This is a genomic window from Pseudomonas brassicacearum (genome assembly GCF_003732265.1).
Lineage (GTDB): Bacteria > Pseudomonadota > Gammaproteobacteria > Pseudomonadales > Pseudomonadaceae > Aquipseudomonas > Aquipseudomonas brassicacearum_D.
Map to the genome: position 1 here is coordinate 1 of NZ_MOBK01000184.1, position 292 is coordinate 292.

Sequence of the window (292 nt, forward strand, 5' to 3'; positions counted from 1 at the left end):
GACGTACGCCGTGGAGTTGTCGCCGACTCGCAGTGAAGAAATTGTCGCCGGTGGCAAAGCCATCATCGACAACGCCACAGTCAGCCTGTCCCTGGACAACAGCCCGACGTTGCTGACCACCAGCGAGGTGAAATCCCTGCTCGGCCATCGATACAACATTCTGCAAGCGGCCGGCGGGATCGAAGGGCGCTTCGGTGCGGTGGTGCCGACCTACCTGTTCCTCGGGGGCACCCTTGATTACTCGGCCAATGGCATTCAACTGGCGGTAGAAAGTAACGCCACTCCATTCAGC

The 292-nt window shown here is 59.9% G+C and carries 1 protein-coding gene; it reads left to right on the forward strand.

Going from position 1 to position 292, the window contains the following annotated elements:
- The coding region (locus BK660_RS30725; protein WP_148057503.1) for a hypothetical protein at positions 1–292 on the forward strand (292 nt) is incomplete at both ends.